This window comes from Methylobacterium variabile, assembly GCF_001043975.1.
In the GTDB taxonomy this organism is placed as follows: domain Bacteria; phylum Pseudomonadota; class Alphaproteobacteria; order Rhizobiales; family Beijerinckiaceae; genus Methylobacterium; species Methylobacterium variabile.
This window is the reverse complement of the sequence record NZ_LABY01000275.1, coordinates 1-6666: the sequence shown is the minus strand read 5'-3', so window position 1 is coordinate 6666 and position 6666 is coordinate 1. Positions and strand designations below refer to the sequence as shown.

General features: G+C 73.2%; 7 protein-coding genes. 4 read left to right on the top strand and 3 right to left on the bottom strand.

All coding sequences use genetic code 11. The features are described from left to right. A partial coding sequence (locus VQ02_RS39565) for a DUF1236 domain-containing protein (RefSeq protein ID WP_048448055.1) occupies nucleotides 1-529 on the top strand: 529 nt, incomplete at its 5' end. Between the two features lie 40 nt (nucleotides 530-569). Here VQ02_RS39565 and VQ02_RS30725 read toward each other — a convergent pair. Next, nucleotides 570-1718 carry a helix-turn-helix transcriptional regulator gene (locus VQ02_RS30725; RefSeq protein ID WP_048448054.1) on the bottom strand — a complete coding sequence of 383 codons (1149 nt, stop codon included), beginning with the start codon at nucleotides 1716-1718 and terminating at the stop codon, nucleotides 570-572. 237 nt (nucleotides 1719-1955) lie between these two features. Here VQ02_RS30725 and VQ02_RS30720 point away from each other — a divergent pair, with 237 nt between their 5' ends. Together VQ02_RS30720 and VQ02_RS30715 are read left to right on the top strand one after the other, a co-directional pair. Further along, complete coding sequence (locus VQ02_RS30720) at nucleotides 1956-3158, top strand: pyridoxal phosphate-dependent aminotransferase (protein WP_048448053.1); 1203 nt, start codon at nucleotides 1956-1958, stop codon at nucleotides 3156-3158. 665 nt (nucleotides 3159-3823) lie between these two features. Then, the gene (locus VQ02_RS30715) at nucleotides 3824-4069 is read left to right on the top strand and encodes a hypothetical protein (RefSeq protein WP_048448052.1); all 246 of its coding nucleotides are present in this window, start codon (nucleotides 3824-3826) and stop codon (nucleotides 4067-4069) included. Nucleotides 4070-4098: 29 nt separating this feature from the next. On the opposite strand, the gene VQ02_RS30710 is transcribed toward VQ02_RS30715, so the two are convergent. Beyond that, a complete protein-coding gene (locus tag VQ02_RS30710; protein WP_048448051.1) occupies nucleotides 4099-4542 on the bottom strand; it encodes a PACE efflux transporter in 444 nt (147 codons plus the stop codon). A gap of 89 nt (nucleotides 4543-4631) precedes the next feature. Here VQ02_RS30710 and VQ02_RS30705 point away from each other — a divergent pair, with 89 nt between their 5' ends. Then, on the top strand, nucleotides 4632-5540 hold the full coding sequence (locus VQ02_RS30705; RefSeq protein ID WP_048448050.1) for a LysR family transcriptional regulator: 909 nt from the start codon (nucleotides 4632-4634) through the stop codon (nucleotides 5538-5540). A 190-nt stretch (nucleotides 5541-5730) separates the two neighbouring features. On the opposite strand, the gene VQ02_RS30700 is transcribed toward VQ02_RS30705, so the two are convergent. Beyond that, entirely contained in the window at nucleotides 5731-6648 is a 918-nt protein-coding gene (locus VQ02_RS30700; RefSeq protein ID WP_048448056.1) for a class I SAM-dependent DNA methyltransferase, read from the bottom strand. Between the last annotated feature and the right edge of the window lie 18 nt (nucleotides 6649-6666).

The following is a 6666-nucleotide window of genomic DNA, read 5'->3' as shown; positions in this document are numbered from 1 at the left end:
GCCGGGCGGCGGTGCCGGGGGAGCGGCGCAGCAGCCCGACGCGGCCGGGGGACGGGCCGGCGGCGAAGGGGCCCAGCCGGGCGCCGGCGGGCGCGGAGCCGGCGGGACCCGCGGGGCCGAGCAGGGCGGGGAGCGCGACGGGCGCGGCGCCGGGCCTGGCGAGCGCGGTGCGGAGCGTGGTGAACGTGGCGAGCGCGGCGCCGAGCGTGGTGCGGAGCGTGGTGAGCGCGGGGCCGAGCGGGCCGGCGGCCGCTCCGAGGTCCGGGGCGCCGTCTCCCGGCTCGACACCAGCCAGCGCACCGAGTTCCGGCAGACCATCGTGCGCTCCGGCGTGCGCCCGGTGACGAACGTCAACTTCAGCCTCAACGTCGGCACCGCGGTGCCGCGCTCGGTCACCCTGCACACCCTGCCGCCGGCGATCCTGACCCTGGTGCCGGCCTATCGCGGCTTCCGCTACGTGCTGGTGGGCGACGACATCGTCATCATCGACCCGGACACCTACGAGATCGTGGACGTGATCCCGGGCTGAGCGCCCGGAGGCTCCGGCTCAGGCGCGCCGCCCGACTCGCTCAGGCGCGCTGCCGGAGCCGGAGGATGAACACGGCGAGCTCGGATTGTCGCGACACCCCGAGCTTCGCGAAGACCTGGCGCAGCTGCGAGCGGGCGGTCTCGTGGCGGATGCCGAGGCTCTCGGCGGCCTGCACCAGGGAGCGCGACCCGTCCATCAGCAGGGCGAGCCGGGACTCCGCCGGGGAGAGCCCGAGCTCGGCCAGGCGGTCCTGCTCCCGGCCGTGTTCGGCGGAAATCCGGCGCAGCACCACGAGGGCGAGGTGCTCCGGTGCCAGGAGGCGCGCCATTCCGAGGATGCCGCGCAGGTCCTGGCGCAGGCCGATCGCCGTGACCTGCCAGTTCTCGGCCCCCACGCTCACCGGGCCCTGGGGGATGCCGCCCGCCGCACCGCCGCCGCAGGCCAGCGCCGCCTCGCGGGCCACCGCCCCGGCGAGGCGCGGGTGCCGGACCTGGAGCCGGTCCAGGGCGCCGACGCGCAGCACCGCGCCCTCGGCGAGGAGCGCGTGACCGGCGCGGCTCGCCTCGACGAGGCGCAGGTCCCGGGTGACCACGAAGGCGGGGTCCGCCACCCGCTCGAGCAGCGTCTCGCCGGCGCCGCGCGCCGCGCCCGGCGGGAAGCAGGCACGGTTGGTCTCGAGGGCCCGGCGCATCCGCGGCCCGAGCCGCTCCATGATCCCCGCCAGCCGCGCTTGGTCGCGCTCCGCCCGCGCGAGGTCGTGCTGCAGGTTCAGCACCGCCAGCCGGCCGTCGGCGTCGATGAGCTTGATCCCGCTCGAGGCCGTCTTGCCGCCGAGGCGCGACAGCCAGTCGGCGTAGAACTCGGTGTGGTGCAGCCGCGAGACCGGCAGCCGCTCCTCGGAATGCATCGACACCAGCGCCGGCGTCGTCAGGATCACCGGGATCCACGGGTTCACGGTGCCGTAATGCGCCTCGTAGGCCTGGACGAGGGCCGGATCCCAGCCCCAGGAGACCAGCGGCAGGCCGGTCCCGGCGGCCGCGTCGACGACCTGGAGCACCGGCCACACGCCGGGCAGGAGGCGGCCGATCTCGGCCATCACGGCGTCCCAGGCCTGCGGGTCGCAGGCGGCGTGGTCGACCGCGAGGCCGACCTCCTCGCTCACCCTGCGCACGAGTTCCGCGTCGCCCATCGCCGTCCCCCGGCACCGTCCGGGCCGCCTCCCTGAGTTCCGCTCGGCCCGATACGGTGTCACGCTGGGCGCGTTGCTGTCCAGAACCATCGATTTGCCGGCGCGGGACAGCCTCGTCTTCGGGCACCGGGGCGCTTGCTCGCGGTGGCGCGCGCGACTAGGGTCCGGCCCGCTCGAAGACCCGGGCGGCCAGGGGCCGGACCGGGCCTGTTTTCCCGAGGTTCTGGAGTCGACACCATGGGCTTTCTGGCCGACGCCCTCTCGCGCGTGAAACCCTCCGCCACCATCATGATGACCCAGAAGGCGCGGGACCTGAAAGCCGAGGGGCGCGACGTCATCAGCCTGTCGGTCGGCGAGCCGGACTTCGACACCCCCGAGCACATCAAGCAGGCGGCGGTCGAGGCGATCGCCCGCGGCGAGACCAAGTATCCGCCGGTCTCCGGCATCGTGCCCCTGCGCGAGGCGATCGCCCGCAAGTTCAAGCGCGAGAACGGGCTCGACTACAAGCCGAGCCAGACCATCGTCGGCACCGGCGGCAAGCAGGTGATCTACAACGCGCTCCTCGCCACCCTGAACCCGGGCGACGAGGTGGTGATCCCGCGGCCCTACTGGGTGTCCTACCCGGAGATGGTCGGCCTGTGCGGCGGCACCCCGGTCTTCGCCGAGACCACGATGGAGACGAACTTTAAGCTCCAGCCCGAGGAGCTGGAGCGCGCCATCACGCCGAAGACCAAGTGGGTGATCCTCAACTCGCCCTCGAACCCGTCCGGCGCGGCCTACAGCCACGCCGAGATGAAGGCGCTGACCGACGTGCTGGTGCGCCACCCCCACGTCTGGGTGCTCACCGACGACATGTACGAGCACCTCGTCTACGGCGACTTCACCTTCGTGACCCCGGCCCAGGTCGAGCCGGCGCTCTACGAGCGGACGCTGACGATGAACGGCGTCTCGAAGTCCTACGCCATGACCGGCTGGCGCATCGGCTACGCCGCCGGCCCCGAGCAGCTGATCAAGGCGATGGACTTCGTCCAGGGCCAGCAGACCTCCGGCGCCGCCACGATCTCGCAATGGGCGGCGGTGGCCGCCCTCGACGGGCCGCAGGACCACCTGGCGCAGTTCCGGGCCGCGTTCCAGACCCGGCGCGACCTCGTCGTCTCGATGCTGAACCAGACCAACGGCCTGCGCTGCCCGACGCCGGAGGGGGCGTTCTACGTCTACCCGTCCTGCGCCGAGCTGATCGGCAAGCGCACGCCGGCGGGCAAGGTGATCGAGACCGACGAGGACTTCGTGCTCGGCCTGCTCGAGGCCGAGGGCGTCGCGGCGGTGCACGGCTCGGCCTTCGGCCTCGGCCCCAACCTGCGCATCTCCTACGCGACCTCGAACCAGCTGCTGGAGGAGGCCGGCCACCGGATCCAGCGCTTCTGCGGCTCGCTGCGCTGACAATCCGAGGCCGCCCTGTGGGGCGGTCCGCGACCATGCCTCGACCCGGCCGGTCCCGCGCCCGCCGGGTCTTTTCGTGAGCCGGGGTCAAGCGCCGCGAGCCGGAGCGTTTCGACGCAAGTCGGAGGCCCGCATTCCGGTTGCCCTGCTGCCCCGGTCTGGCTTACACGGGCCGTCCTCGATGCCGGCGCGCCCGGAGGCGTCCGGAACCCGTCCGGGCTGCGCGGCAAAGGGGCCGGCGATGACGGGGTGGGGCGGACCAGTTCTCTGCAACCCATTCCTGTGAGGCTCAGTGGGCCGAGCAGTCGCAGGAGCGTCACGGGTTCGGGGAACAGGAACCGCGGCCCTGGCGCATGGCCCACCAGAATATCGGCCCACCAGAATACCGGCCCACCGGAACATCCGGTCCGTCGGTCTCGTGGTGCCGGGTCACACCGCGTCGCATCGGACGCCGTTCCGGACCCCTCGCTCCACCCCATCGTCCGCAGCTTGAACCGGTCCCGCGCGTCGGGCGGCAGCCGCCCTGCGGCTCGCCGGGACGCGGCTCCCGTTGTGGGACGCTCCGCCCGGCGTCGCTTGGGCCGCCCGTTAAGTGCTGTGGCCCGAGAATGTCGAGACGGGGCCGGATCGGCGGCCCTCACCGAGATCGCGGGTCCCGACCAGCCATGTGGCGCCTCTTCACCGGCGGAATCAAAGTCATCATCGCGATCGCCGCCCTGACCACGGCCGCGAACTGGATCGCCCTGCGCGAGAAGGACCGGGCGCCGGGCCCGGCCCTCGCGGCGGCCGCCGATCCGGCCACCACCGGCACCATCGCGCCCCGCCGCGCCGACGCCGCGCCCGCCCGCCTCGACCAGCGCGGCCTCGGCCGGCTGATGTCCGAGGCCTCAGGGGAGCCGCGGCGACGCTGAGTCCGCGGTGGCGCGGGTGGCGGGCCGTCTCAGCGCGACGGCTGCGCCGCAACCTCGCCCCAGCTCTGCAGCGGGAAGGCCCGATCGTAGGCCAGGTTGAAGACGAAGGCGTAGGCCACGTAGAAGGCCGCGATCGCCAGATCCATGACGAAGGCCTCGACGAGGCCGATCCCGAGGTACCAGGCGATCGGCGGCAGCAGGATCACGAGCAGCCCGGCCTCGAACAGCACCGCGTGCGCCACCCGCAGGAGCAGGCCCTTGCGCGTGTGCCCGGCCATCCGCTGCATCGCGTGGTCGAAGCCCAGGTTGTAGACGTAGTTCCACGCCGTCGCGGCCACGGCGCTGCCGACGCCGATCACGCCCATGTCGGAGGCGTGCAGCCCGAACGCGACGGTCCCGAGGGGGATGATGAGTGCGAGGCCGACGACCTCGAACAGGATGGCGTGGCGGATGCGGTCCCGCGTGCTTCGCATGATCTTGCTCTGAAAAGCCCGATTGGTCCGCCGCCTTCTATCTGCAATGCTCCCGCCGGCAAGTTGGGATGTATCGGATAATCAGATAGATGACTGTCTCGCTCGATCAGCTCCAGGCCTTCGTCGCAGCGGCCGAGGCCGGGTCCTTCTCCGGCGCAGCCCGCGCCCTGCGGAAGGCCCAGTCGGCCGTCAGCGCGCAGGTGGCGAACCTCGAGGCGGATCTGGGTCTGGCATTGTTCAGCCGGGCGGGCCGCAACCCGGTGCTCACCCCGGCAGGCGAGCGGCTGCTCCTGGAGGCGCGCGTCGTGCTCGACCGGCGCGAGCACCTGATCGGCGTGGCGAGCAGCCTGGAGCAGGGAATCGAGAACCGGCTGGTCGTCGCCATCGACGAGCTCTACCCCGAGCACGCGCTCGGCGCCCTCTTCGCCGAGTTCGCTCAGGCATTCCCCTTCGTGGAGCTGGAGCTGCTCTTCCCACTGATGGAGGATGTCAGCCGCATGGTGCAGTCGGGCGCCGCGGATCTCGGCGTGATGTGGCGCCAGGAGGTCCTGCCGACGGAACTCGGCTTCCAGACCATCGGATGGGTGCCGCTCAAGCTCGTCTGCGGGCGCGACCACCCGCTCGCCAAGGCGCGGGTCGAGTGGGAGGAACTGAAGCGCCACCGCCAGATCCTCGTCGCCGCGCGCAGCGACGGGCCGGAGAAGCGCCGCCTGCGGGTGGCCGCCGAGGTGTGGTGGGTCGAGAGCCACTGGGTGATCCTGGAGATGGTGAAGCACGGGATCGGCTGGGCCTTCGTCACCGACCACGTCATCGCCTCGTCGCTCACCGCGCCGCACCTCGTCACGCCGGACCTGCAGTTCGACCAGGGCGACTGGCCGGTCGCCCTGGAGCTGGTCTGGCACAAGCAGCGGCCCTGCGGCCCCGCGGCCTCATGGCTGCGCGAGCGCTTCGCCGCGCAGCGGATCGGCAGCCACTCGGACGGTGGCCGGACGGGGTGAACTGGTTCGTCGCGGGGCCTGCGGCGGGACACCGGAGCCGCTTCGCCGCACTCTCTGTGCTGGATCCCGGATCTCCTTCCACTTCGTTTCAGTCGTGCGGGCCCGTTCTGGGCCCGGAAAGGGCGGGTGCGAACTCCTGGGGCGTGTCCTGGCTGCCGCGCCTCGCCACGTACACTGCTGCAGCGCAGTTCTACCGCGCCAGCACCACCAGCCACCCCGGCACGCCCGCCCCGTTCTGGCGCCGGATCTCCGCCGGCTCCAGCAGGGCGACCGTCAGCCCCGCCACCGCCGCATCCTCCCGCACCGTCTCGACGCCGTGGGCGTAGCGCCCGTCGGCCCCGAGCACGGCGCCGCGCTCGCCCGGATGGCCCTGGACCGTGAAGGCGAACAGGCCGCCCGGCGTCAGCACCCGGGCGGTCTCCCGCAGCACCGGGCCGATCTCGCGAAGATAAATGAACACGTCGGCCGCCACCGCGAGGTCGGTGCCCCCGTCCGGCTCCTGCTTCAGAAAATCCCGCAGGTCGCCCTCGTGCAGGCGGGCGTAGCGGCCGGTGCGCCGGGCCTGCGCCAGCATCCCGGGGGAGAGGTCGATTCCGGTGAGCGTGCCGGCGAGCCCGTCGAGGGCGCGGGCCATCAGGCCGGTGCCGCAGCCGAGGTCGAGGACGCGAGGGAACGACGCGTCCGGCCCCCGCAGTCGCTCCAGGGCAGCCCGGATCAGCGCCGGGCCGCGATAGCCGAGACCCTCCACCAGGTGGCGCTCGAAGCGGCCGGCATAGCCGTCGAACAGGGCCCGCACGTAGGCCGGCGAGATCGCCCCGTCGGCCGCCTCGCCCAGCTCCGCCAGGTGGAGCCGGACGCCCAGGGGATCCTCCGGATCGAGGGCGAGCGCCGCCCGGAACGCCTCGGCCGCATCAGCCAGCGTCGCCGGGTCGGCGGCGCGGGCGCGGCCCAGCAGCAGCCAGGCCGGGCCGTAGCCGGGGGCGAGTTCCAAGACCTGGGCCGCGAGGTCGGCGGCGGCCGCCGCATCGCCCCCGGCCAGGGCGGCCTCGGCCCAGGCGTAGCGGCGGTCGGCGAGGAGGTCGCCGGAGGAGCGGGCGGGCACGGGCATCGCGGGCGGGATCGGGGG

Excerpts from the sequence above, each read along its gene's own strand:
- VQ02_RS30725 (WP_048448054.1), bottom strand. The coding sequence starts at position 1,718 with ATGGGCGACGCGGAACTCGTGCGCAGGGTGAGCGAGGAGGTCGGCCTC.
- VQ02_RS30720 (WP_048448053.1), top strand. The coding sequence starts at position 1,956 with ATGGGCTTTCTGGCCGACGCCCTCTCGCGCGTGAAACCCTCCGCCACC.
- VQ02_RS30715 (WP_048448052.1), top strand. The coding sequence starts at position 3,824 with ATGTGGCGCCTCTTCACCGGCGGAATCAAAGTCATCATCGCGATCGCC.
- VQ02_RS30710 (WP_048448051.1), bottom strand. The coding sequence starts at position 4,542 with ATGCGAAGCACGCGGGACCGCATCCGCCACGCCATCCTGTTCGAGGTC.
- VQ02_RS30705 (WP_048448050.1), top strand. The coding sequence starts at position 4,632 with ATGACTGTCTCGCTCGATCAGCTCCAGGCCTTCGTCGCAGCGGCCGAG.
- VQ02_RS30700 (WP_048448056.1), bottom strand. The coding sequence starts at position 6,648 with ATGCCCGTGCCCGCCCGCTCCTCCGGCGACCTCCTCGCCGACCGCCGC.